At 66.4% G+C, this 23,626-nt stretch carries 15 protein-coding genes and 8 pseudogenes; 17 read left to right on the top strand and 6 right to left on the bottom strand.

From position 1 onward, the window contains the following. The first annotated feature begins 793 nt into the window (after positions 1-793). The 5 genes from HYG77_RS37990 (at position 794) to HYG77_RS37970 (ending at position 4,245) form a co-directional block, all read left to right on the top strand. The gene (locus HYG77_RS37990; RefSeq protein WP_208964480.1) at positions 794-1,069 is read left to right on the top strand and encodes a hypothetical protein; all 276 of its coding nucleotides are present in this window, start codon (positions 794-796) and stop codon (positions 1,067-1,069) included. A 61-nt stretch (positions 1,070-1,130) separates the two neighbouring features. After that, entirely contained in the window at positions 1,131-1,445 is a 315-nt protein-coding gene (locus HYG77_RS37985) for a ribbon-helix-helix domain-containing protein (RefSeq protein WP_128644088.1), read from the top strand. Between the two features lie 355 nt (positions 1,446-1,800). Then, a complete protein-coding gene (locus HYG77_RS37980) occupies positions 1,801-2,532 on the top strand; it encodes a hypothetical protein (RefSeq protein ID WP_208964479.1) in 732 nt (243 codons plus the stop codon). Next, positions 2,492-3,355: a hypothetical protein gene (locus HYG77_RS37975; RefSeq protein WP_208964478.1), complete on the top strand. Its 864-nt coding sequence runs from the start codon at positions 2,492-2,494 to the stop codon at positions 3,353-3,355. The genes HYG77_RS37980 and HYG77_RS37975 overlap by 41 nt, the downstream gene beginning before the upstream one ends. 101 nt (positions 3,356-3,456) lie before the next feature. Continuing rightward, complete coding sequence (locus HYG77_RS37970; RefSeq protein WP_208964477.1) at positions 3,457-4,245, top strand: alpha/beta fold hydrolase; 789 nt, start codon at positions 3,457-3,459, stop codon at positions 4,243-4,245. 138 nt (positions 4,246-4,383) lie between these two features. Here the strand turns inward: HYG77_RS37970 and HYG77_RS37965 are convergent. Then, positions 4,384-4,899 (bottom strand): annotated as a pseudogene (locus tag HYG77_RS37965) (alkaline phosphatase D family protein); the annotation flags it as partial. A 577-nt stretch (positions 4,900-5,476) separates the two neighbouring features. Between HYG77_RS37965 and HYG77_RS37960 the strand changes: the two are divergent. From HYG77_RS37960 to HYG77_RS37930, 9 genes and pseudogenes are all read left to right on the top strand, one after another. After that, the gene (locus HYG77_RS37960) at positions 5,477-6,856 is read left to right on the top strand and encodes a potassium transporter TrkG (RefSeq protein ID WP_208964476.1); all 1,380 of its coding nucleotides are present in this window, start codon (positions 5,477-5,479) and stop codon (positions 6,854-6,856) included. Further along, positions 6,849-7,514 carry a TrkA family potassium uptake protein gene (locus HYG77_RS37955; protein ID WP_244461586.1) on the top strand — a complete coding sequence of 222 codons (666 nt, stop codon included), beginning with the start codon at positions 6,849-6,851 and terminating at the stop codon, positions 7,512-7,514. The genes HYG77_RS37960 and HYG77_RS37955 overlap by 8 nt, the downstream gene beginning before the upstream one ends. 105 nt (positions 7,515-7,619) lie before the next feature. Beyond that, positions 7,620-8,688: pseudogene (locus HYG77_RS37950) on the top strand (potassium channel family protein). Between the two features lie 485 nt (positions 8,689-9,173). Next, on the top strand, positions 9,174-9,668 hold the full coding sequence (locus tag HYG77_RS37945) for a hypothetical protein (RefSeq protein ID WP_208964475.1): 495 nt from the start codon (positions 9,174-9,176) through the stop codon (positions 9,666-9,668). A gap of 425 nt (positions 9,669-10,093) precedes the next feature. Further along, on the top strand, positions 10,094-10,219 hold the full coding sequence (locus tag HYG77_RS40445; RefSeq protein ID WP_280123348.1) for a wax ester/triacylglycerol synthase domain-containing protein: 126 nt from the start codon (positions 10,094-10,096) through the stop codon (positions 10,217-10,219). Between the two features lie 201 nt (positions 10,220-10,420). Next, positions 10,421-10,999 carry a hypothetical protein gene (locus tag HYG77_RS37940; RefSeq protein ID WP_208964474.1) on the top strand — a complete coding sequence of 193 codons (579 nt, stop codon included), beginning with the start codon at positions 10,421-10,423 and terminating at the stop codon, positions 10,997-10,999. 659 nt (positions 11,000-11,658) lie between these two features. Further along, positions 11,659-11,754, top strand: a pseudogene (locus HYG77_RS40440) (TrkA family potassium uptake protein); the annotation flags it as partial. A gap of 898 nt (positions 11,755-12,652) precedes the next feature. Continuing rightward, a complete protein-coding gene (locus HYG77_RS37935; RefSeq protein WP_159929453.1) occupies positions 12,653-13,441 on the top strand; it encodes a hypothetical protein in 789 nt (262 codons plus the stop codon). 112 nt (positions 13,442-13,553) lie between these two features. After that, positions 13,554-14,228 carry a response regulator transcription factor gene (locus tag HYG77_RS37930; RefSeq protein WP_159929451.1) on the top strand — a complete coding sequence of 225 codons (675 nt, stop codon included), beginning with the start codon at positions 13,554-13,556 and terminating at the stop codon, positions 14,226-14,228. Here HYG77_RS37930 and HYG77_RS37925 read toward each other — a convergent pair. The 3 genes and pseudogenes from HYG77_RS37925 to HYG77_RS37915 form a co-directional block, all read right to left on the bottom strand. Beyond that, positions 14,204-15,621: pseudogene (locus HYG77_RS37925) on the bottom strand (HAMP domain-containing sensor histidine kinase). The gene HYG77_RS37930 and the pseudogene HYG77_RS37925 overlap by 25 nt on opposite strands. Positions 15,622-15,658: 37 nt before the next feature. Continuing rightward, positions 15,659-20,097 (bottom strand): annotated as a pseudogene (locus tag HYG77_RS37920) (amino acid adenylation domain-containing protein). Between the two features lie 52 nt (positions 20,098-20,149). Next, positions 20,150-20,797: a HemK2/MTQ2 family protein methyltransferase gene (locus tag HYG77_RS37915; protein ID WP_208964473.1), complete on the bottom strand. Its 648-nt coding sequence runs from the start codon at positions 20,795-20,797 to the stop codon at positions 20,150-20,152. On the opposite strand from HYG77_RS37915, the gene HYG77_RS37910 reads away from it, so the two are divergent. After that, complete coding sequence (locus tag HYG77_RS37910; RefSeq protein ID WP_208964484.1) at positions 20,714-20,992, top strand: hypothetical protein; 279 nt, start codon at positions 20,714-20,716, stop codon at positions 20,990-20,992. The two genes, HYG77_RS37915 and HYG77_RS37910, sit on opposite strands and share 84 nt — an antisense overlap. Positions 20,993-21,559: 567 nt before the next feature. Beyond that, positions 21,560-21,714 (top strand): annotated as a pseudogene (locus HYG77_RS40435) (DUF6131 family protein). A gap of 404 nt (positions 21,715-22,118) precedes the next feature. On the opposite strand, the pseudogene trxA reads toward HYG77_RS40435, so the two are convergent. Continuing rightward, positions 22,119-22,487 (bottom strand): annotated as a pseudogene (trxA, locus tag HYG77_RS37905) (thioredoxin); the annotation flags it as partial. A gap of 48 nt (positions 22,488-22,535) precedes the next feature. Then, positions 22,536-22,958 (bottom strand): annotated as a pseudogene (locus HYG77_RS37900) (rhodanese-like domain-containing protein); the annotation flags it as partial. A gap of 342 nt (positions 22,959-23,300) precedes the next feature. On the opposite strand from HYG77_RS37900, the gene HYG77_RS37895 reads away from it, so the two are divergent. Beyond that, on the top strand, positions 23,301-23,615 hold the full coding sequence (locus tag HYG77_RS37895) for a rhodanese-like domain-containing protein (RefSeq protein WP_208964471.1): 315 nt from the start codon (positions 23,301-23,303) through the stop codon (positions 23,613-23,615). Positions 23,616-23,626: the final 11 nt, after the last annotated feature.

The following is a 23,626-nucleotide window of genomic DNA, read 5'->3' as shown; positions in this document are numbered from 1 at the left end:
GGGGACGGGCGAGTCGCTTCGCTCCTCGCCAGGAGAAGCTGCGCGGCTCGCAGTGGGTCCATTCCCGTTGTTGTCGATCGAGTCGCTTCGCTCCTCTGAGTTTCAGAGATTAGGCTCTCAACTGGGCTTTTCTCGTCCCGTTCGATCCGGTCCCTCCAACCCAACGAGGCTGGGGTGCGGGAGGGTGTGCCCGACTCCGGCGCCCACTCGCCTCACCGCGCCGCTCCATATCATACCCACAGCATACCACCCTACCTTCGCACAAACCAAAACAGTCAAAAATCTCGAAACACCCAAACACGTTGATTTACATGTAATTTCGAACCTTACGATCTGAGATCTGTGCATAACATGCATAAAGCGTTATTCACCAATTGATTACCCAAACATGTTGTAAATAAACATCTTTCAAAAATGGCTCAAACCGGACGAAACAGTCACCGCGCGACTCGCCGACACCACGACGCTTGGCACTCCCCGAGTCGCCGGCACCCCCACATCACAAACCGGGACATGTCATCACACCAGGTCACAGCACCATTACACCCGCGAGTTCCGACGTCGCATTCGATCCCACCCATAACCACCTACACACCGCTCAGAATGAACAGCAGAGAATTCAGCAGCGGTTCGCGTCGCTCGCGGCGGGCGACAGACGGTGCGAGACCTGCCGCAACAACACCTCACGCCCGATGACCCAGTGGCGTTCCAAAAGGCGGTCCTCACTCGATCCAGGGTGTCGATTCCTTAATTTCGTACTACAGAATCCTTATTTCTGTAGTACAGTATTGGTGTGGCGATCGAATGGGCGAAAAGCGCAGACAAGCACGGCATCGACCGCGACGACGCGTTGCACGCGATCGAGAACGCCGTCTACGTCGAGCAAGAGTTCGACGAACCACGCGTTCCCGGCCACTCGAAGCCTTGGCTCTTCATCGGTCCTCCGCGCACACTTGGGGGTCCGTTGCTCGAAGTCATGGTGGAGATCGTTCCGCCGCGGGGCATGGTGGTTTTCCATGTGATGCAGGCGCGGCAGAAGCATCTCCACCGCATGAAGGACCAGCCGTGACTGCCTGATCCCCGGTTGCGCAGGCATCCGGTCCAACCACACTCGAAGGGGTGACATACCGATGAACAGCAACGAGAAGAACTCCGATTACGACGAGCTCGCCGAGTGGGCCGAGCACGAGATGACGCTGCCGAAGAACTCGGCAACCGCCAAGCGGGGTGCCGAGGCCGCCGCAGCAGGGCGCGAACTGCTCGAAAGGGTGGGCGCCGGCCGTCCCTCCTTGGCCGGCGCCAGCGGCGAATCACCCAAGCGGCAGGTCCGACTGCCGGCGCCGCTGAGCAACAAGCTCGACGAACTCGCCGAACGCCAGCACCGCAAGCCCAGCGAACTGATGCGTGAGGCCGTCGAGGAGTACATCCAGAGGCACTCCGCCTGACCACAACCAGGCCGCGACGGACCCGTATCAGCGAGGCGGTCATGTGGGGCGTGAAATTTCGATTCTCTCTGCCCTCGTCGCTCGCTTCGGTGAGCCACCGCGCAGCACACCGCGCGTCACCACGGACACGAATCATCCACGCGGACACGCTATCCCTTAGGGGACGGCGTTATACACTCGCGGCCGCTGCGGCGGTTTCATGCCAAGTGGCTTGGGCAGCCGTAACCATGGCTTCGACCAGGCAGACGACACGTCCCTCCCGCCACAGCGGCAGTTTGCGCGACGGGCGACGTAATTGCGTGTGCCATTCCCTCTATAGATTCACTCAAGGTAGCGTGCAGCCGAGCGTGTCACATTGGGAAAGAATGCTCGTGACGAGCACAACGCGCCCAGTGTGCTGCACCCAGTCACAGATTGGACATCAAGAACAATGGCGGTAGTTCACGAAAATCGGCCCGAATATCCAGCCCCGGAGGGGGACTTCGATCGTGAACTGGATGAGAGGCAAAACGAGTCAACGCGCTTGCCTTCCGGAGAAGATGTCCAGCGCCGTGTGCTGCAGGTTTCCGAGTGCTACGTCGGTGGCGATCTAGATCGACTGGTCGAAGGATGCAAGGCACTCAACATCGAACCTGACAATCCGTTTGGCGGACCCGACATCTACGAATGGGCCGATTCGGTCAGACGCACTAGCAGCACAGGCGGGTGGGTAGTTGCCGCATCACTCTACCGGCAGGGGACTGAAAGAAAGTGGATGGATGACATCGCTGCCGACCTGCCAGAGGATTTCGATCGGGTTCGGCTCAAAGCGATGTCGCCGATCCCGAGCGTGGTAGTCCTCCTAGCTACGTTCACCCTCTCCTACGAATCGGCCAATGCCCTGAACGATGAGCTGAACACGAACAGATATTTGCGCATCGACACCCGTCGGCAGAGGTCTTCGTCACCACACTGCGTTTCATCGCAAGCAAGCAGCGATTGCGCAAGAACGCACGCGTGTTCGCGAAGCGGCAAGCCAGTGGGTTGCCCGCGTCTTCCCTGGCACGATGATCGCCGACTTCAAAAAGTCATCGCTGCCTGCGATTGAAGTCATCACGACAAAGCTTGCGGTGCCTTTCACCCGACCTCAGTTGCCGGACGTATCGGTTGAGGAGATCAGCAGTCGTCTCGAGGACTACCGATACTTGCTGTCCATTGATGTTGAGGGAGACGCCTATACCGGCTCTTCTACGCCCGACTGGAAGATCGCTACTTCCTTCAGACCTGATGACGATCCGTGGACGATAGTGTGCGGCCACAAGCTCACCGTCGATGAATCCCCACGGGACGGAGTTACCTTTGGCGGGCCCTACACCGACGACCACTTCATCGAGAACCGCTTCGGCGGGCTCATGGTGCGATGGGCGATCAAGTGCCTCATCGAATGCTACGAAGGAACGATAGCGCAGCTTCGCGATGACTTGGCGCGCAATCCAACAAGAGAGAAAAGCAGGTGGAACTTCATCAAACAGGTCGGCCAGAACGCATTGCGCACAGAGACCATCGACTCGTTGGAGCGCGCGAGCAAACTTTTGAGCAACACGATCTTTGATGCCACGATTGTCTCGAATGAGGTCGGCAAGTGGGTCTCCAACGATCGCCGCTGGACCTATGAGCTTGATGAATATAAACAGATTCACGACTGGGGTGACGGTCAGGTTGACGAGTTCTTCTTCGACAAGATGCTGAGGACGTCGCTCGAAGACCGCGCTGAATGGTTTGGCGAGACCATTCCTCTGCTCAGGTCAGAGCTGGAACTGCGAGCATCGATCGAGTCGACGGCTGCCAATTTCCGGCTGCAACAGATCGCAATGGTGTTGGCGATCCTTGCAATATTCATCTCGGTAGTCTCCATCGCTATGCCGAGTTGATTACCGCACAACGGGCGCGGCACCTCCTCGCCGGGCGGCACCCAGAGGCCCAGAGCGACAGTTTCGTATCCTCCTGCGACTCAGATGAGAAACGGACGGCAATGCGTGAAATCGACTATCTCGGTGACGACGGGACCCGCTTGTTCGCCGCCGCATGCGGGAGGGGTCCGGTCGTCGTACTGTTGCACGGCGGGGGGCCGGATCATCACAGCTTGCTGCCGATGGCGAAGCGTCTCGCGGTCCGGTTCACCATTGTTGTTCCGGATGTGAGGGGATACGGCCGCTCGGTGTGCCGGGATCCGGCGCTGCACACGTGGGCTCGCTACGCCGACGACGTGATCGCCCTACTGGACCACCTCGGTGTGCCGGAGGCTGTGGTCGGCGGGACCGGCTTGGGCGGCACCATCGCCTTACGCGCCGCTCTGGCCTTTCCCTCACGAGTGCGGGCGGTCGTGGTGATCAGTGCCGAGGATATCGAGGACGACGAGGCGAAACTAGCCGAAACCGCGTTGATGGACCGCTTCGCCGAGCGGGTGCGAGCGGAGGGCATCGAAGCGGCATGGGAGTTGTTCCTTCCCCACCTGCAACCACTGATCGGGAACCTGGTGCGCTCTGCGATACCACGCGCCGACCCGGGGAGCGTCACCGCCGCTGCCGCCATTGGCCGTGACCGCTCATTCCGCACGCTCGACGAACTCAGCGCGATCGACGTTCCGGTGCTCATTGTCCCAGGCGCCGACGAGCGCCATCCGGCCGAGCTCGCCGAACGCATGAGCGCGACCATCCCGAATGCGACACTCGCGCGGAAGGTGTCGTTCGACGCGCTGCGGACAGCGGACGATCTCGCCGGCGCCGTCGTCCCGGAGATTCGGCGATTCCTCGACAACTGAGGCGTTACCTGTGCACGTACGTTCCCGAGACACGTTCGTCCGACAGACACACACCCTGGCGATGGCGATGTGGCTGGGCACTGACACCACACCGCTGAGCGGTGGGCCCGGCGCGCGAGCCCGGGTGGATCGGGCTTGTCACGTCGTGGGTGGCAGTATCCGGCCGTCACTCCTCGGTGAGCTGGGTCTCTGATCCTCGACCACGAAGCTCGCGTGACTATGAACAGGCGCGCCCGGACGCCGGATATACGAAACGACGCGGAAGTCGTTGCGCCACAAGCGCTGGTCCAGGTCGACGCGCACGTATCCCCCGCTGAGCGTTGAAGAATTTCATGTCGGGATCGGCGGCCAGCAGGCGGCGCCCGGTGTCGTTCATGTCGGCGCCGTCGCCAGCCGAGGTGATCGACGTGCCCGAGATCTCCGACGCGACGACGGGTGATTCCGGGCCGGCATAGTCCCGGCGCAGGTCCGCGACGATGTTCTGGTGACGATCGCGGTGATCACTACGAGATTGCGTACGCCGCGATCCGCTGCGCCGCCGAGAACGGCGTTGCGATCGGCGACGTAACCGTCCCACGAGTCGGAGGAGAGCACCGCGTCCGAGCCGGGGTCGTTGTCGGTCTCACCCATCGCCACCTGATTGCCGATGATCTCTGTCGGATCTCCCCCGAGGCCACACCGAGCCCGAACGGGTCATCCCCTCGCCACCGCCGCGCAGGCAACCGCCCGCTGCTCACCGCTGACGTGCCCACCAGCACCGCAGCCGATCCGGCCATACCCACTCGCAACAACTGCCGACGGGAGAGGCGCATACACCACGGAAGGGTGTGTCGAGCCCAGCGCAGAGTGATCACGCCCGAGTGCTTCGAGAGCGATACCGGTCAGTGCCCGAGGGGATCAGCAGGCCCCACCGCACCAGTGGCGATCAGCTGTCTAGGACCCGATGGAGTGATGCAGCGGCATCGGTGGTCGCCGGGTGCTCGATGAAAGCATGTTCCGTGGCCGCGCTCATTGCGCCTTTCACGGCACGATCGGGGTTGTTGGCGATCGGTGCCGAGGCACCGCTCGCGGGTCATCCACTAATGGATGACCATTGCCAATAGCGCCCGGCGGCCCGTCACCGCCGGTACCTATTCCGGCCTTGGTGATCCGGTGCAGCAGGTACGACGGATCGTCCTCGACAACTGCTCTCCGGCCGTGCACGGCGTCGTCCGGGTCTACTCTCCTCTTCGTGACTTCTCGCACCGGCGCGTCGCCGCCGACCCCGCTGCGGTGGGTGACGGCCAGGGTGACGCTGACCCCGGTCCGGTTGGTGGCCCTGGGTTTCGCGGCCGCGATCGCCGTCGGCACCGGATTGCTGCTCCTGCCGGCGGCGAGCCAACCGGGCACCGACACCGGCGTCGTCGACGCCCTGTTCACCGCGACGTCGGCGATGTGCCTGACCGGGCTGATCGTGGTCGACACCCCCACCCACTGGTCCGGGTTCGGCCAAGGCACCATCCTGGCCCTGATTCAGGTCGGCGGCTTCGGGATCATGACGATGGCGTCGCTGGTCGGGCTGATGCTCGCCAACCGGATCGGGCTGCGGGCCCGGCTCAACGCCGCGGCGGAGGTGCGGGCGTCCGGGCTCGGGGATGTGCGCAGCGTCGTCGTCGGGGTCGTGCGGGTCAGCGTCCTGATCGAGGCCGTTACCGCGCTCTGCCTGGCGGCCCGGTTCGCGGTCGGTTACGACGAGCCGCCCGGGCGGGCCCTGTGGTTGGGGGTGTTTCATTCGATCTCGGCGTTCAACAACGCCGGATTCGCGTTGTACAGCGACAACATCATCGGATTCGCCGACGACCCGTGGATCTGCGTGCCGTTGCTGGCCGCGGTGATCCTCGGCGGCATCGGGTTTCCGGTGCTGTTCGAGGTGGGCCGGCGAGTCCGCGGCACCACCTCCGGCCGGTGGAGCCTGCACACCCGGCTGACCGTGGCGGTCACCGCGGTCCTGCTGGTGGCCGGGCCGGCGCTGGTGCTGGCGCTCGAGTGGGGCCACACCCTGCGCCAGCACGATGTCGGGGCGAAGCTGCTGGTCGCCGCGTTCCAGGGCATCATGCCGCGCACCGCCGGATTCAACAGCGTCGACTACGCCCAGATGGATCCCGCGACCCTGCTGGTGACCGACGTGCTGATGTTCATCGGCGGCGGCAGCGGCGGCACCGCCGGCGGTATCAAGGTCACCACCTTCGCGCTGCTGCTGTTCGCGATCGTCGCCGAGGTGCGCGGTGATCGCGCGGTGACCATCTTCGACCGCCGGATCAACCCGCGGGTGCAGCGGCAAGCGCTGTCGGTGGCGCTGATCGGTGTCGCCCTGGTGATGGTTCCGACGATCGTGCTGCTCGCCGGCACCGCCTTCGATCTGAATGTGTTGCTGTTCGAGGTGACCTCCGCGTTCGCGACGGTGGGCCTGTCCACCGGCATCACCGCCCAGCTGCCCGCCTGGGGCCAGCTGATTCTGGCCCTGCTGATGTACTTGGGCCGCATCGGCTCGATCACCCTGGTCAGCGCGCTCGCCGCCCGACAGCGGGACCGCCGCTACCAACTCCCCGAAGAAAGGCCCTTCATTGGCTAGGAAACCGTCCTCCGACGTCGTGGTCGTGCTGGGGCTGGGCCGGTTCGGCAAATCCCTCGCCCTCGAGCTGATGGCCCAGGGCACCGAGGTGCTCGGCATCGACTCCAGCGAGGCGGTGGTGCAGAAGATCTCGCACCGCCTCACCCACGCCGCGGTCGCCGACACCACCGACGAGGAATCGCTGCGCCAGCTGTCGGTGCCCGACTACGACCGGGCCGTCGTCGGGATCGGCTCCGACCTCGAGGCCAGCCTGCTCACCGCATCGGCGTTGATCAACCTGTCGGTGCCGAACATATGGGCCAAGGCGATCAGCAACGCGCACGCCAAGATCCTCCGCCAGATCGGTGTCGAGCACGTCGTGCGGCCCGAGCACGACATGGGCAAGCGGGTGGCGCACCTGGTGCGCGGCCGGATGATGGATTACATCGAGTTCGACGACGGCTTCGCCATGGTCAAAACCGTCCCGCCCGCGACCGTGGTGGGCAAACGGCTCGGCGAGACCACCGTCCGCTCCACCTACGGTGTCACCGTCGTCGCGATCAAACGCCCCGGCGAAGATTTCACCTATGCCACCGCGGACACGGTCATCGAACCCGGTGACACCATCATCGTCTCCGGTCAGGTGCGTGACACCGAACGATTCAGCGAACTGACCTGACCTCGCGTCGTATCTCGCCCGATAGTGCGGTGGGGAGTTGCCCGGCAGCTGTCGGCGCGTAGGATCCGCCCGGAGACCGGCAACGAGAACGGGGTGATCGAGGCGATGCCCGGGAGATTGCGCGCACGGTTCACCAGATCCGACGTGCTCACCGAGCTCCCCGATTTCGCGCTGGTCGGGATCCTGCGAGTGCCGCAGATCCACGGCAGTCCCGGGCGGGCCATTGCCCGGCGGATCGGTTACGCGCTCGCCGCGTTGGCGGCGGTGGTCCTGATCGTGTATCTCGACCGCGACGGCTACCGCGACGTGCAAGAGAACCCGCTCTCGCTGCTCGATTGCCTCTACTACGGGACGGTGTCGTTGTCGACCACCGGCTACGGCGACATCACCCCGATCACCGCGCAGGCGCGGCTGGTCAACGTCCTGATCGTCACCCCGTTGCGGATCTTCTTCCTCATCGTCCTGGTCGGTACCACCCTCGGCGCCTTGACCGAGAACTCCCGCCCAGAGCTTCAAGATTCAGCGGTGGCGGCGCCGCACCCGCCATCACACCGTCGTCGTCGGCTACGGCACCAAGGGCCGCGCCGCCGTCGACGCGATGCTCGGAGACGGCGCCAACCCCTCGAACATCGTGGTCGTCGATACCGATCCGGCGATCCTCGAGACCGCCACCGAGCGGGGATTCGTGACGGTGCACGGGTCGGCGACGCAGTCGGATGTGCTGCGGCTGGCCGGTGTCCAGCACGCGTCGTCGATCATCGTGGCCACCAGCCGCGACGACACCGCGGTGCTGGTCACACTCACCGCGCGCGAGATCGCACCCACCGTGAAGATCGTCGCCTCGGTTCGCGAAGCCGACAACGCGCACCTGCTGCGCCGGTCCGGCGCCGACACCGTGGTCGTCTCCTCCGAGACCGCGGGCCGGCTGCTCGGCGCATCCACCATCACCCCGAACGTGGTGGACATCATCGAGGACCTGCTCACCCCGGAGACCGGTTTCGCGATCGCCGAACGCCCCGTCGAACCCGGCGAGGTCGGCGATTCACCGCGGCAGCTCCCCGACATCGTCCTCGGTGTGGTGCGCGACGGACAGCTGCTGCGCAGCGGAACACCCGAGGTGGACGCCATCGAAGCGGGCGACACACTCCTCTACATCCGACAGGTGACCGACTGACCGGAGGCGAACGGTGCTCGCCGCCCTGTAGGAGCTACTGCCGCATCGCCGGCACCGTTCACCCCGGGTGTGATGGTCACCGACGTCCGAACCGGGAGGACGTCGAGAACCTGACCGATCGTGCCCGCGTGACGATCGACCGAGCGGAGTATCGGCGGCGCGCTCATGCCGCCGCCCGGCGTCAGACCGCAACCGCCTGACGTGCCAGCCGCCGGACCTGGGACTTCGTATTTCTATCCGCCTCTCGATCACCGCACACTGCGCACCTGTTCGACGAACGCGATCCCGCAGTTCTTGCTCACCTCGAGTACGTCGAGACCGTCGAGCGGAAACGTGAACTAGCAGAGCCGTCCCGTTGCGCTCAGATGTCACATCAAACATGTTGCTGCACAGCATTATTAACCGTCGCACGTGTCTGCCGATAACGGATTTATGTCAACTATCGGCGGTGGCGTGTCCACCGATCAGGTGGGTCTACGGCGAGTATGGGTTCGAACGTCAGTGGCCGGGCATACCCGGAGGCCGGGTTGGCCGGACACCTGCTCACCGGTGATGGCCGATTGGCACCTCACGGTGTTGTCGGCGGAGCTGTCGGCGCTGGTGCAACCGCCCGGAAGCGAACCGGTGCGGCGGCCCTCTACCGCGGGGTCCTGACCTGGTTGGTCACCGCGCTCGCGGACGTGGTCGTCGCCCGCTCGGGACCGGGGAGGACGGGGAGGGATTTCGTGCTCGAGGTGCGCACCACCGCCGGCCGCACCGTCGGTGCCGGTGAGCTGCCCCAGCGGCTGGGCCGGGTGGGACGGTCGGCGCTGGCCCTGCGCTCGCCAGCGACCGGGACGTCGCGCAGGGACAACTCGTGGCCGCCGACCGCGAACCGGACCCGGCGGTGCAGGCCACCACGTTGGTCGGGGCGGTGGTGTGGCTCGACGCGCTGCTCGACGCCGAGACGCCGGCCCTTCCCGCACCCGCCGCCGGGATGAGCCCCCCCCCCACCCCTCGGTGGGGATTTCCCCCGAACCGTCGTCGACATGATGAATGGGGGACAGGGCGGCGGGTTGGATAGAGCTGAGAGGGCATCGACAGTGACGCAGGTGGTCACCCCCGCGTGAATGATGGGACCGGCCGGTACCCACGTCCGGTGGCCGATCCGGACAGCGAAGGAGTAAGCGTCGTCCTCGACGACGATATACACCCCGTTCGCGACCCTGCCCGGCCCGAGCCTGCTCGCCGACTGGTGGGACCGAGTCCTCGGCCGGCCCTCGACCACCCGGGGACCCGCTCACCCGTGGGGAATCCGTGCGATCCGGCGGAAAGCCTGATCGCCGCGGGCGGGGTGTGCTCTGCTGGGAACCACACAGAAGCCGGGAGGTGCGGTGTGCGAACTGGGTTCGGTGGACTGGCGCCGATGAGCCCAACTGAGGCGATGTTCGTGCTCTTCGAGTCCCCGTCGCACCCGATGCACGTGGCCACCCTGACCCTGTTCGATCCCCCGACCGGCACCGCACCCGGCGCCCACGCCGCCGACCGGTGACCAAGGATCTCTGAGGGGCATCATCCAGCCGACACCTGTGGGGTCACGCTGTCGACAACGTCCGTGGGCACGACCGTGGCCTCGCCACCTCCGGCGGCGCTCACGCCGACCACGATGGCCACGTTTCGGGACCCGGCGCCGCGGCAACACTGTTCTCGAGGGGATCGGTTTTCCTCTCGTTGCCCCGGGGAGGTGACAGGCATGCGGATCTGGCGGCTGGGACCATGGAGTCGGAATCCGCTGATGCGCCCGTGCGACCGGGTCGAATCCACCCTGGTGCTGATCGTCGCGGTGGTGGTGCTGCTCCTGGTGCCCGTCGCGGTGGCCTACGGGATCGCCACCCACACCCGATTGGACGCCCAGGCCCGCGCCGACCGCGCCACCGCACAGCAAGTGCCGGCGGTGCTGGTCGAGGATGCCCGGCCAGGGCGGGGGGATCTGCCGACCGGCACGCCCCGCACCAGCGATCACGCCCGGGCCCGGTGGTCGCTGCAGACCATCGCGCACACCGGCGAGGTCCCGGCCCCACCGGATGCGAGGGCGGGCGAGACGGTCAACGTGTGGCTCAACTCCAGCGGTGAACCCGTCGCCGCACCGGCAACCAACACCGAAACCGCCGCTGCCGCGGTGAGCACCGCGGTCGTCATCTGGGCGGCCGGTGCGAGCGGCGCCGCCGTCCTCCTCTGCGGCGTCCATGCGGCGACCACCCGACACCGGATGACGCAATGGGATGCCGAGTGGAACGAACTCGACAAGCCCCCCGGCTGGCATGTCAGCTGAGCGCCGCGGTGTCGGAGCCGGCCTCGACGACGACCGCAGTACACCATCGTCGACCACGAGAACATCGTCTTCTTCAGCAGGTGAAATGCCCGCAGCGGATCGACAAAATCGAGGTGTGGGGTTGCCGAGCACAACAGCGGTGAATGCCCGTATCCGCTGGAAGTGTCGACCTGGCATTCCAGGCGGTCCCCACGACACGTGATCGACCCCCTCCTTCCAGGACTCTCGGGGTCGATCACCTCGATGAACTGCGAGCGCCCCAACGCCTCACCCCCAACAGCTGTTGCGCAGCAAGTCGGCTCCATGTTCACCGGCGGATTTTCCCTGTGACAGACGCCCGTGGAGCGATAAGCTCGACATGGATGGGGCGAGCGGAGCGTGATTGCATCGAAGAGCACTCGAAATACCGCTGAAGGCGATCGACTCGATGTGTGTGGCGCGCAAACCGACCCTCGGGCCGATCGCCTTTCTGTGTGCACTGCCGACGGCGCTTCCGAGGTTGTCGATCTCGGCGATCAACTCGGCGGTCGCCCCCGTTGCGGTCAAAAACTGCGCACCGCAGTGGTTTTAGAATGCCGATCATTTAGCTGTCATCAGATCGCCGAGGGCTGACAACAAGGAGATCGCCACCCGCCTGGTGATCTCACCCCGCACCGCCCAACGTCGTGCGGCCCGAGCACAACGTGGGCACGAGGGTGGCGCACCTGGTGCGCGGACGGATGATGGACTACATCGAGTTCGACGACGGCTTCGCGCAACGGTGTTGCCAACGGACACGTCAGAATCCTTGTAGGCGGTCAGTTCGCTCCGGTTGGGCGGACACGGTTTCTCCGGATCAGTGGACACGAGAATTCCCGGGTCGGCGGCCACGAAACAGCTGATTGACACGCTGGCGTAAATACCGGGCGGGGTTCCTTCGCCCGAGTTGGCTTGGTTTGCCGCGCAAACCAACCGACCGAAGGAACCCCGAGACCCAAGTGTGCCAGGGAAGTGATGGAGATCTTGGAAGCCTACGACCTGACCCAGTGTGCGCATTTGGCGGCGCCGCTGGTCGGGTGCGGATGAGAAGACGGTGGCCCGGTATGTCGAGCTCCGCGACACCGGCCACGACCCGGCCGACCGAGCGCGCCGCGCACGCTCGATCGACCCCTTCCTAGGGAAGATCGAGGAGCTGGTGGAGGCCTCACAGGGCCGGATCCGGGCGGACGTGGTGCACGACAAGCTCACCGCGATGGGCTTCGACGGCACCGACCGCACCACCCGCCGCGCGGTCGCCGAGCTCAAGGCGACCTACCGGGCCGGGCACCGCCGAAAGTATCGGCCTGGGGGCACCTCCCACGCAGTGGGGGAGGATCCCGGAGCCGGGCATGTGGCCGGGAGTTCGATTGGGGCGAGGGCCCACGGGTCGGTGGCCGGCGAACCCAACTGTTCTGCGCATGGTTGTCGTGGTCGAGGTTCGACGGTCGTGGTGCCAGCGTGGGACCAGCAGCTCCCGACGTTGATCGCCTGCCTGGACACCACACTGCGCCGCATCGGAGGGGCACCGACGTATCTGCTGACCGACAATCCCCGAACCGTCACGATGGACCGGATCGCCGGCATCCCCGTCCGCCACCCCGACATCGTCTCGCAGGAAGACATTACGGCTGCGTCGTGCACACCTGTGAACCGTTCGACCCGGAATCGAAGGGCGGCGCCGAGTACACGGTCAAGATCGCGAAGGCCGATCTCGTGCCGACCAAGGCGAACCTGCTCGAGGACTACCCGAGTTTCGGCGAACTCGTCGACGCATGTGAGCGGTGGTGCGAGAAGGTCAACGCACGCCCGCACCGCGCGGTCGGGGTGGCCCCGGCCGAGCGGTTGGCCACCGAACTCGGCCGGCTGCACGTGCTGCCCGAGGACCCGCATCTGCTCGCCCTCGGCGAGGAGCGCCTCGTCGGCTTCGACCAGACCGTCAGCTGGGGCAACGTGCGGTACTCGACCCCGGACGGGCACCAAGGGGCGAAGGTGTGGTGCCGGGTCACCGGCGACGAATTGGTGATCGTCGCCCGCACCGGAACCGGTGTCGCGGAGATCGCCCGCCACCAACTGTCCACCCCGGGGAACCCAAGAATCGTCGCCGGGCACTACCCGCATCACCCCGACGACGGATCGGTGCTGCGCCTGCCCAAACCCCGCCCGCGGACCGCGGCCGAGATCGACTTCCTCGCCCTCGGCGAGGGCGCACACCGCTGGCTGACCGACGCCGCCGCCGGCGGTGTCGTCCGGATCCGCCACAAGATGGCCAGGGCAGTTGAATTCGGCGGTGGTACACCGGCGACCGCACCGCTGGTGCTCGCGCTGGCCGGGGTGCTACTGGGTTTGGCGACCGTCGGGATGGCACCCGGCGCAGCCCGGGACGACCTCGCCCAGAGGGTCGACGTATCCCGGGTGCGGACCTGAGCCGACCCGGGCGATCGCGCTGACACCGGCGCTGGAGGGACCATGTGATGGTGGTACCCCGGTCGTACCGTTGGGGTCCATTGGTTGCGGGAATGTTGTGGAGGAGGCGGCGGTGCGGGTGTTGCTGGTCGAGGACGAAACGCGCCTGGCCGAGACGGTGCGCCGCGGTTTGGTGGCTGACGGGTGCACCGTGCAGGTCGAACACGATGGCGTCGCCGGGCTGGCGGCGGCGGCAGGTGGCGGCTTTGATGTGGTGGTCCTCGACATCATGTTGCCTGGCAAACACGGGTACGACGTGGTCCGGGAGATGCGTCGGCAGCAGGTGTGGACGCCGGTGCTGATGCTCTCGGCCAAGGACGGTGAGTACGACCTCGCCGATGCCTTCGACCTCGGTGCCGACGACTATCTGATCAAACCGTTCTCGTTCGTGGTGCTGATCGCCCGGTTGCGGGCGCTGGTGCGGCGCGGCGCCCCGCCGAGGCCGCCGGTCCTGAGTGTTGCCGGACTCTCGTTGGACCCGTCGATGCGGCGGGTCACCCGCGGGGAGACCCGCCTCCAGCTCACTCCCCGTGAGTACAGTGTGCTCGAGTTCCTGATGCGTCACGCCGGCTCGGTGGTCACCAAACACGAAATCCTGCAATCAGTGTGGGATGCCAATTACGAGGGCGACGACAACATCGTGGAGGTCTACGTCGGCTACCTTCGGCGCAAGATCGATGCCCCGTTCGGCACGGCGAGCATCGACACGGTCCGCGGCGTGGGCTATTCGATGCGGTCGGAGGAGTAGCTGTCGTCGCCGATCGGAAGGGTGACGACGAAGTGTGCACCCCCGCCTTCATGGTCGCGGACCTCGATCGAGCCGTGGTGTGCGGCGACGATTTCCGCGGCGATGGCGAGCCTGAGTCCGGAACCCCGGATGCGCGGGTTCGGGGAGTGTCGAGGCGGACGAACCGTTCGAAGATCCGGGCCCGGTCCGCCGGAGCGATGCCCGGCCCGTCGTCGACCACCTCGATCACGGCGCTTCCCTCGCACCTGCGGCACGCGAGGGCGATTCGGGTGTGTGCGTGGCGGACGGCGTTGTCGACGAGATTGCGGACCAATCGGGCCAACTGCTCCGGATCCCCGGCCACCCGGACAGGGTCGACGGCGGCGGCGACCGCGATGCCGGGAAGGCCCCGGAGGCGGGCGCGTTCGGCCAGGATCAGATCGTCGATATCGACGTCGACGCGCAGGTGGGTCAGTGAGTCTTCGTCGGCACGCGCGAGCAGGAGAAGGTCCTCGAGCAACGCATGCATTCGTCGGGCTTCGGGAAGCAACGACTCGTCGACCAGGGCCGTGTCGATCAAGTCGGGGCGGGATTGTGCGAGTTCGAGTGCGGCGGTGATGGTCGCCAGCGGGCTGCGCAGTTCGTGCGAGGCGTCGCTGACGAAACGCCGCTGGGCCAGGTGCCCGGCCTCGAGCCGCGCGAGCATGCTGTTCATGGTGACCGCGAGATCGGCAATTTCGTCCCGAGCCGCGGGCACGGGGACCCGTTCGTCGAGTTGATCGGTCGAGATCGCCGCCACACGGGCGCGGATCCGCTCCACCGGGCGGAGGGCTGCGCCGATGAGCCGGTAGGTGGCGGCGGCGGCGAAGCCGACGACGATCGGGGCACCGATCGCGAGGAGTGCCGCGACGGTGGCCAGGACACCTTCGACCGGTTCGCGGTCGGCGCCGGTGACGACCGTGACGGGCCCGTTCGGGGACATGGTGCCGTGGGCGGCCACCCAGTAGTCGCGGTCGTGCCCGAAGTGGAGGTTTCCGAGGTAGGCGGACTCGCCGGGTGGCAGCGGGGAGGCGAGGACCGGTGACGACGGAATCCCGGTCGAGGTGGCGAGCACGTTTCCGTGGTTGTCGAGAATTTGGATGGCCCCGATTTGACCGTCGGTAGCGAGCAGTGATGGGTCGAGTTCCTGGGGTGGTTGGGTGTGGAGTTGCTCGATGATCTGGTGGGCCCGTGAGTCGGCGGCGCCTCGGGCGGAGTGTTCGAGCGTGCGGTACAGCACGAACAGAAGTGCACCACCGGCCAGCAGCAGGCACACCGTGACGGCGAGGACCGCGGCCGCGGTGGATCGCACCCGCACGTTCCAGCGTTCGGGGTTCAGGCTGCGGCGGTCCATGGTATTCAGTGTGACCGACATCGTGTCCGCCGCCCCGGCACCGGTGCGGTGTCGGATCTCATGCGATGGCTTCGGCGAGGATTGTGCGCAGCAGGGGGAGGAATCCCGCGACGGTGTCGTGGTCGAAGAGATCGGCCGAATACACCAGCTCACAGTCGATGCCGGCCGGGTGGCCTTTTGCGCTGTGGTGGTCGGTGAAATGGAAGTGCAGATCGCATTTGGCGATATCCAGTGGTTGCGGTGCGATCTCGAACTCCAGTCCGTCGCTGTCGAGGGTGGCGGCCGTGAAGTTGTTCAGCGATAACGCGACCTGGAAGAACGGGTGCAGCGACGGCGACCGGGGCGGGTCGAGCACGTCGACGAGGTGCTCGAACTGGACATCGGCGTGCGCGAACGCGTTCAGCTCGGTGGCGCGCGACTGGTCGAGAAGGTCGGCAACGGTTGTGCCTGGGTCGACCGTCGATCGGAGAACGACAGTGTTGACGAACATGCCGACGACTTCGTCGAGGTCGAGGTCGGTGCGCCCGGCCGTCGGTATGCCGATCGCGATAGTGCGCTGCGAGGACAGGCCCGCGAGGAGCAGGGCCAGCGCTGAGTGCAGCACGGTGAACAGGGTCGCTCGCCGTGCATGGGCGATGGTCAGCAGTGCTGCGTGGGTTTCTTCGTCGACCGCGAAACTCAGGCGGCCGGCCGCATACGTCCACCGTTGTGGACGGGGTCGGTCCACCGGCAGCGTCAGTTCCTGGGGCAGCCCTGCCAGTTCGGCCTTCCAGAAGTCGATCTGACGGGCCGTGAGGCTGCCGGGATCAGCGTCGTCGCCGAGAGCGTCGTGCCGCCAGAGACTGTAGTGCGCGTATTGCACCGGCAGCGGCGCCCAACTCGGGGCGGTGCCGGCAGCGCGGGCCGCGTACGCGGTCAGCAGGTCGCGGGCGAGGACTGCCAGCGACCACCCGTCGGCGGAGATGTGGTGGATCACGCACGCGAGCAGGTGCTCCTCGGGCCCGGTGGCGAACAGTGTGGCCCGCAGCGGCGGTTCGCTGCGAACGTCGAAGCCGCGGTGCAGCAGAGGCCGGGTGTGTGCCGGGAGGGCGGATGCGCTCACGTGTATCGGCGTGAGGTCGGGGACGGCGTCGGTGACGTCGAGGACCTGCTGGCAGGGGCCGTCCACCGAATCTGGGTAGATCGTGCGGAGCGGGTGGTGCCGGTCGAGCACGTCGGCGGTGGCGCTGCGCAGCGCCACGATGTCGAGGTCACCGCGGATCGTGACGGTGAACGGAAGGTTGTACAGGGCTGGGCGGGTGGCGGTGCGATCGAGGAACTGCTGCGCTGGGGCCAGCGGAACCCGCTGGGGCAGCGGTTGTGTTGCGAACGCGCGCAGCGAGGAGAGTTCACCCGACTTCGGGTGTTCCTCGGCGAGAAGCTGCGAGAGGGCGGCGACGGTGGGGAACTCGAACAGATCGCGCGCACCCAACTGGGTGCCGAAATCGGCGTTGAGTGCCGCGATCACCCGGGTGGCGGAGAGCGAATCCCCACCGAGGTCGAAGAAGGACGATTCCGCGTCCACCACGTCGGTGCACAGTACCCGGGCGAGCACCCCGGCCACCGCGTGTTCATCGGGTGTGCGCGGCGGCCGGGCCGAGGGAGCGGCGGAGCCGAAGTCGGGGGCCGGCAGGGCGGCCCGGTCGAGCTTCTTCGTCGGCGTCAGCGGAACGTCGTCCAAGACGGTGATCACCGCGGGCACCATGTAGTCCGGCAGCAGCTGGGCTACCGCTGTCCGCAGCATCGCCGGGGTCAGTGCCGACGACGTCCGCAACAGCACATACGACACCAGCAGTGCATCCCCCGCCCTGTTATGGACCACGGTCGTCGCGAACCGGACATCTGGGTGCTCACGTAGGGCGGTGTCGATCTCGCCGAGTTCGATCCGGAACCCGCGGACTTTGACCTGGTCGTCGCTGCGGCCGACGTACTCGAGTGTTGCCTCGGGTGTCCATCGGACCAGATCACCCGTGCGGAACAGGCGGGAGCCGGGTTTCCCGAACGGATTGGCGACGAACCGGCCGGCGGTCATCCCTCCTCGGCGCGCGTAACCGCGGGCCAACCCTGGGGTGCCGAGATACAGTTCGCCGACCGCGCCGGAGGGAAGCGGCCGCAGGCGCCGGTCCAGCACCACCGCGTCGACGCCGCGCATCAGCCCCCCGATCGTCACCGGCCGATCCGGGGCCATCGGGGCGCTGAGCGTGACACTGCACGTGGTTTCGGTCGGGCCGTAGGCATTGCGCATCGTCCGGTGGTGCGCCCAGCGCGTCACCAGTTCCGGTGGACACGCCTCACCGCCGACCAGGACCAGTTCCACATCGTCGAGTCCTGCAGGATTCACCGTCGCCAGTGCCGACGGTGTCGACAGCACGTGGGTGACACCTTCGCAGCGTAGGAGATCGGCCAGTTCCTGTCCGCCGACGACGTCCGGTGGGGACACCACCAAGGTGGCGCCGGCCAGGGCCGCAGCGAGGACTTCGACCAGAGCCGTGTCGAAGCTCGGAGACGCGAAATGCAGGATGCGCGAGAGGGCAGAGAGGGCGTAGTGGTCGTTGATCTCCTGCGCGAGATTGGCCAGGCCGTCGTGGGTGACGGCGACACCCTTGGGTGCACCGGTCGACCCGGACGTGTAGATCACATACGCGGCGTTTTCCCGGCGCACCGGGCGCGGTGGGCGCGGTGGGCGCGGTGGGCGCGGTGGGCGCGGTGGCGGCACGGCGAGGGCGTCGAGGTCGACGGTGAGCCATCGCAGTGTGTCCGGCAGCTGGCTCCGGGTGTCGGAGGACGTCAGGCCGGCAACAGGTTTGCAGTCGTCGAGCATGTACTGGATGCGAGCGCGCGGATGCGTCGGGTCGATGGGGACATAGGCGGCGCCGGTGGCCGCGACCGCCCACACGGCGACCACCGATTCGTACGAGCGGGGATAGCGACCGCCACGAGGTCTTCCGGACCGATGCCGGCGCCCAGCAGCGTGCCGGCCAACGCGGCCGAATGGCGGTCGAGATCCCGGTAGGAGAAGGATCGTCCGCGGTCGCGGACCGCGATTCGCTCACCGGATGCACCGGTACCCGTGGTGAGTAACTGTGTGAGGGTTGCCGGTTCGGCATCGGCCGGGCCGCGCGCCGGTGTCAGGACCTCGCGTTCCCCGGGCAGGAACAACTCCAGGTCGGCGACGGCGCAGTCCTCGCCGATTTCGGCCAGGAACGTCTGCAGGAAATGGATGAACCGGCGGTGGTGGCTGCTCAGTGCCCTCTCGCTGTAGAGGGCGGGGTTGGCTTCGAAGTCGATCCGCGGCATCAGATCCGTGGTGCCCGGGTAGATGTTCACCGCCAGATCCGCGGTCGGACCGGTCGTGAGAACGTGCACCCGACCGGTGACCGCACCGAGGCTGATGTCCGGTTCGAACAGCATCAGATTCAGCACGGGGCCGAACGAGGTGAGCTCACCAGCGGCCGTGCCGCGCTCACGGCCGATGTCTTCGCGCCGATACCGCTGGTGGCGCAGTGCCGCGATCAGTGCCGCCCGCGCGATTCCGATCGCTTCCTCGACGGTCGTGGCCCCGATCCCCGGCAGTGCCAGGGGCACCACATTCGAGACCGAACCCGCCGCCGCCCGCAACGATCCGGTGGTGCGGGCCGTCACCGGAAGGGACACCATGACGTCGTCGACGTCAGTCATCCGTGCCAAATAGGCGGCGAAGGCCGCGACGAGGACAGCGGTGCGATCGAGGACGGACCGGCCCCCGGGCATCGGTGTGGAAGACACCACCGTGGGGCGGCCGGTGACCCGGACGGCCGGCCGCGGCGCAGCGCTCCGCCCGGCAAGGCTGACCACCGGTGGCAGATCGGGGGCGAGCCTGGCCCAGTATTTACGGTCGGCATCGAACCGCGGGGACGATCGATAGTCCCGATCCGCTCGGCTCAACTGCTCGGGCCCCACCACCCGGTGCGGATCCGGCTCGCCGCCGCCGAGTGCCGCGACGTACCACTGCGCGGTCCGTTGCATCAGCAGCATCGCCGCATATCCATCCAACGCGAGGTGGTGGGCACGCGAATACCAGAACACACGATCGTCACCGACCCGCAGAACACGCGAGAAGATCAGCGAGTCGTCGTCCATCGCGAGTGGGACCGTGCAGTCACGTCGCATCCACTCCCGCGCGAACTCGGCCGGGTCGCGTTCGGCGCGGAAGTCCAAAACCAGGACTTGACCTGCCGATCGAGTCCTCTCACGTTGATATGGTTGTCCGTCGACGTCGGCCAGCACGACCTCCGCGCCCAGTTCGTCCATCGCCCGCGTGTGCGCCTCGCACAGCTTCTCCACCTCAATGGGCCCGGTCAGATCCACGTACTGGGCGATGACGTAGGGCACGTCGGGCGTCAGCTGCTGGGCAAGCCAGATCGCCTGCTGCGCCGCGGTCAGTGGCACCAACCGGCCGGACGACCCCGAGGGTGTCATCGGTGACCTCGATCCCACGCGGCGCGCACGCCCGACCGCGTCAGCTGGGTGCTCATTTGACCGCCCGGAACACTACGAGTTCCTCGGTGCACTGCTGTGGCCCGATCAACCCGCGATCAACGAGAAGCTCACGTCGTGCTTGCAGCACCGGCCCGAACGGGACGCGGACACGGCGTGCTTCCTCAACGTGTAAGCGGCGTTCCCCCAGCATTAATCGCGTTTTCTCCGTGCCGCTCAGCGTCGATTGCACGAGCATCAGCCGTCCCCCCTCGTCGAGGAGGTCCGGGGCATCGCCGCAGATCCGGTCCAACAACGCCCGCCCCTCGTGCCCGGCGTCCCAGCACCGCGCACGACCCCTCGCCGGCAGCCCATCGTGCTCGGCAGGAACATAGGGTGGGTTCGCTACGATCAAGTCGAACCGCCGGTGACGTACTCGTGACACCAGATCACCGCGAACAACCCGCACACGGTGCCCGCGAACCCCCGCATTGAGCCAGGTACTGACCAACGCCCGACGCGACACGTCGACCGCGGTCACGCTGCGCGCACCGGACCGAGTCGCCCACACGCTGACCACCCCAGTGCCCGCACACAAATCCAGAATCCGCGTACCCGCATGCACCTGCTCGTCGCCGAGCGATTCCAAAAGAAGCCGCGAATCATGCTGGGGCCGAAACACACCCGGAAAACGAATGATCACCAACGCCCCTTCCTCCCAGCCGCCCGTCAGCGCAGCGATCCAAATCTGATCGAAGTGCGCGTTCAGCTGTCACAGCTCGGATCACCATGCCGAAGCAATGCCGTGCATGGCGCGCGGGACGAAACCGCTGTCGCTGTTCGGTTGTTGATGGTTACTTTGCCAGATCGTCACACACGCAAGCTGAAAGAACGCTGAAAGCCGAGGTGGCCGCCCAATAGCCCCCTACGTGGCGGGGAGCGCGTTCCCGTGCCCCCGCGGACGCAGCCTTCCGATCACCCCGACAAGGCGGCATAAAAGACTGTTGCCGGATCGGCTAGTACTCACGTGACCGTTGTCGGAGCAGGCGATGACACGGGAATCGTGGGGAATGGTGTGGGGTAGATCGTGTTTGCGGTCTTCCGACAAGGATCGAGTATCACCAGCACTTCCGCGCCCGTGACAGTTGCGGGGCACAACTGCGCCGCGTCGAGGAAGAACCCAGGTGGAGAACTCGACGAAAACAAGCGAAATCGATCGCCTCCGCCGACTTGTGGCCGGGACCATTACGAAACCCGACCGGCCCCTCCGCGTACCCGGAGCCCGCAGAAGATCGTGCGTTTCTTGCAGCAGTCACCCGCACACACCATGAGTGACGCCTGCCGCGCATGGGTGCCCCTGCTCACGGCCAACCCTGCGCATCTCGCTGTCGACTATCTGTTTTCCGACTAGGACGAGGGGGTAACCGCGGATGAAGGGCGCACACGCCCCGAGAAGCGGTTCATCGTGATCATTCTCGGACTGATTCTGCTCGTGATCGGATTCGTGGCGGGCATCTCAATCCTCTGGACCATCGGGATCATCCTGTTGGTCATCGGAGTCATCCTCGCGCTGCTCGGGGCCACCCGGCCGCCGTCGGTGGCCGCCGTCACTGGTTCTAAAGGTGCCCTACGGCTTTCAGCGGGCCCCGGACCTCGCCAAGGCGAGCGCCGAATTCGATGGTGGTCAAGATATCGCCGGTTCTTTACGGGCTGCGAGGTACGTTCGCTCGCGCGTTTCACGTGCTGAGCATCGAGACCGACAACCTCTGCCGCGACTCACGCAGCCGACCGTTCGGCCGGCGGTCAGCGGCGGAAGAATGAACGCAGGGTGCGACGCTGGTCCTGGACCGGGGTGGTGTCCTGACGGCAGGTGCAGCGATCGGCGGTGGGCACGGAGCTCATGACGGTGTCGATGTGTCGGCCGCAACCGCCCCAGCCTGTGTTGCCGCAGTTCGGGCAGGTGATGGGGTAACACATGGGGATCCTCCTGGGTACGAGTGCGGGGTTCGGGTGAACGGTTCAGGTCAGGCGCCGGCGATTGCGCGTCGTTCGGCGACCGTCGCGTGCACCCGAGCCATGTCGAGGGCCTTCACCTGGCCGATCAGGTCGGCGAGGGCGCGTGCGGGCAGCACCCCGGGTCGGGAGTAGACGAGCACGCTTTCGCGAAAGGCCATGATGGTGGGGATCGACCGGATGTTCGCCATGGCGGCGAGTTGCTGCTCGGCATCGGTGTCGACCTTCGCGTGCACGATATCTGGATGCGTGGCCGAGGACTTCTCGAACACCGGGGCGAAGGCGCGGCAGGGTCCGCACCAGGAGGCCCAGAAGTCGACAAGCACGATGTCGCTGTCGGCGATCGTGGACTCGAAGTCCACGAGGGTGAGATTTTTCGTTTGCCATCGGTTGGGCGCCTTCGTCGATCGGGACTGCGTATGGCCTGATCAGGCGGGGACGTGCGCCTCGGCCCAGGCGTTGTAGCCGCCGAGCAGGTCGGACACGGTCTCGAAGCCCTGCGCCCGCAGCAGCGAGGCGGCCACACTCGACCGCCGGCCGCCGGCGCAGTGCACCACCATCGGCTTGCCGGTGGGTATCTGCTCGAGCCGGGTGTGCAACTGCGCCAGCGGAATCGACACCGCCCCCTGTATCGTCCCGAACTCCCGCTCGCCCGGATTGCGGATGTCGACCAGGGTCACCGCATCGGCGGTGAGCAGAGCGTCGAGCTCGTCGACGGTGCTGCGGCGCGCCACCTGCACGAGATCAGCCAGCTCGGCGGGAAAGAGTCCATCGCGGCCGACGGTGAGGTAGCCGATCGTATCGTCCGAGCCGATGCGCGCCAGCCGCACTGCCGCGTCCTGCTCCTCGCCGCGCATGCGTTTTGGCGCGGTGCGGATTCCCGTCGGCGAGCGGCCCCGTCCGCCCGGCGGTGACAACCGCGGCGAGGCGGTCTATTTCATGCGCCCCTGCGGGTTACCGAGCAACCAGCGCGCGCAGGTCCGCCAGCCGTGAGGCCCGCACCGCCGCCGGGCGAAAGCGACGCATGGCTGCGCCAGGTTCCAATGACGGCACTGCCCGAACTGGCGCGGATCCTCCTCGGCCCTTTGCTCGCTCACGTCGCGGGCAATCGGCACACTTGCGTACCGACATACCCCCTGGGGTACAGTGAGCGAGTTCCCGCAGATACCCCCGAGGGTATAAAGGAGTTTGATATGTGTGAGGTAGACCTCGGTGAATTCGCCGTGCGCTGGGCCGACGGAGTTCCCGTCGTGGATGTGCGCGAGCGGTGGGAGTACGTCGACGGGCACGTACCTGGTGCGCTGTTGATGCCGCTTGGGCAACTAGCCGCTCACACCGTGGAGATTCCCGCGGGGGAGGTCGTCTACGTAATTTGTGCGTCCGGTAACCGCAGCCGGGAGGGGACCCGCATCGTCGAGGCCGCCGGCCGCGGTGCGGTCTCGGTCGCTGGGGGCACCTCGGGCTGGGCCGCCCTGGGCCGGCCGCTCGACACCGGAGACCGATCGTGAGCGGACCCTCA

The sequence above is a fragment of the Rhodococcus sp. ZPP genome (assembly GCF_017656075.1).
Lineage (GTDB): Bacteria > Actinomycetota > Actinomycetes > Mycobacteriales > Mycobacteriaceae > Rhodococcus_F > Rhodococcus_F oxybenzonivorans.
The sequence above is the reverse complement of the archived record's forward strand: the minus strand, read 5'-3'. Positions and strand labels throughout refer to the sequence as shown.